This is a genomic window from Streptomyces sp. H27-H5, assembly GCF_026627505.1.
Classification (GTDB): Bacteria; Actinomycetota; Actinomycetes; order Streptomycetales; family Streptomycetaceae; genus Streptomyces.
This window is the reverse complement of the sequence record NZ_JAPNLK010000272.1, coordinates 1-1,723: the sequence shown is the minus strand read 5'-3', so window position 1 is coordinate 1,723 and position 1,723 is coordinate 1. Positions and strand designations below refer to the sequence as shown.

Here is a 1,723-nt window from a genome sequence, read left to right as displayed (position 1 = left end):
ATCAAGCACAAGCTCAAGAAGATCCAATACCGCCCCGAACTGATCAACGGCTGCCTCACGGAGACCGGGCTGACCATAGAACTCACCAAGATCGAGAAGGCGGAAACTACGAGTTCAACCTGAGTAGGGCAGGGACCAAGCGGGCGCACCGCGAGGAGGCGCGACGACAGACCACGGAATGGGTTCGCGAGCAGCGGCGCCGCGACCCGCTCCGTCCCGCCGGAGCGGCCATCATCATTGCGTTGATCCTGGCTCTCGGTGCGGGTACTCGGTGGCTGTGGCCGGCCGACAGCAGTGCGACAAGCGTGAGTACAGCAAGCCCGGGAGCCCAGGACGACAAAGCCGCCGCCACCGCGGGCGCCTCGACGTCCCCGACAAGCTCCCCCTCGCCGAGTGCCTCGCCCGCCGATCTCCGAGACCCGAAGCGCGTTGCAGAGCAAGCCATCCGCCTCTACCTCACCCGGAACCCGCCCGTGGACGGTACCCACAGGGCGGCCGTCCTTCGCGCCGCTCCATACCTGGCGCCGGCACTCACCGAGAACCTGACAGGGCACGATGACCCGGCATGGGACAGGCTCGTCAGCCGAGGCGGCGTGTCCACCGTTGCCGCAGTCAAGGTCGACCCCGCAGATCACGGTCTCCCCGGAGACTCTCCCATCCGGGTATGGCGCAAGGTCACCGCAGAGGTGAACGTCGCCGGTTATACCACCTATCACGAGACCACCGTCCTCAACCTGGAGTTGATGCTCTCCAACGCGGGTGAGTGGCGGGTCTCTCGAATCCTGGGGCTGTAGGTGGAGGGACGCGACGCAGTCCGCGCCCTGTCCCGACTCGGGGGGACGGCATTCAAGCTCAAGGCCGGAGGAATTACCCTCCTGGCGTTCATCGTGTTCCTGGTGGCCTTCGGCCTGTTCTCCGGGGGGATGAGCGGCGCGGCTGGGGCCGATTCGTGTGGAAAGCGAGGTCAGCCCGGCGTCGACCAGGACGACGATGCCGGCGATGGCACGGCGGGCGGGAACGGCCCCCAGACGCGTAAGGAGCAGATCGAGAACGCGAAGATCATCGACAAGGTGGCGGCCGACGGCGGCCTGTCAGGACGAGCCACCCTCATTGCCCTTATGACGGCACTTCAGGAATCGACCCTCTTCAACCTGGATCACGGAGACCTCGACTCAGTCGGCCTCTTCCAGCAGCGACCCGCCGCCGGCTGGGGGACAGTCGAGCAGATAATGCAACCCACCTACTCGGCAAAGATGTTCTTCTTCGGTGCTGACGACGGCGACCCGCCCGGCCTGGATGATGTACCAGGTTGGGAAACGATGGACATGGGCCGCGCCGCCCAGGCAGTACAGCGTTCTGCCTTTCCCGGCTTGTACGCCGGCCACGAGGGAAACGCCCGGAAGATCGCTCGCGAGGGCGGCATCGACCTCGACCGCCCCGGCCGAAGCGTGGGCACACCGAAGCCGAGCACCGGCGACGACGGCGCCAACGGCGGCGGAGACAAGGGCGAGTGCTACCCCGGAAGCGACGGCCAGCCCGGAAAGCCCGGCGATGCGTTCCACGACGGGCAGGCTCCTTGGCCGCAGGAGGTGAGGAACCCTAGTGCAGCGCGTCGCAGGTCCTTTGCCGGTTGGGCGTGGCTGGATTGGTGACGCTGTGTGAGCGCGCAGGCATCCTGCGGGAAGCGGTCCTCGGACGACCCGGCTTCGGTCCGGCACACGGT

At 66.8% G+C, this 1,723-nt stretch carries 2 protein-coding genes; both read left to right on the top strand.

Annotation, left to right across the window (positions count from 1 at the left end; translation table 11 throughout):
- Window positions 1-593 precede the first annotated feature (593 nt).
- Complete coding sequence (locus OTB19_RS42685; protein WP_267804247.1) at window positions 594-794, top strand: hypothetical protein; 201 nt, start codon at window positions 594-596, stop codon at window positions 792-794.
- Complete coding sequence (locus tag OTB19_RS42680; RefSeq protein WP_267804245.1) at window positions 795-1,652, top strand: hypothetical protein; 858 nt, start codon at window positions 795-797, stop codon at window positions 1,650-1,652. It abuts the gene before it with no gap.
- Window positions 1,653-1,723: the final 71 nt, after the last annotated feature.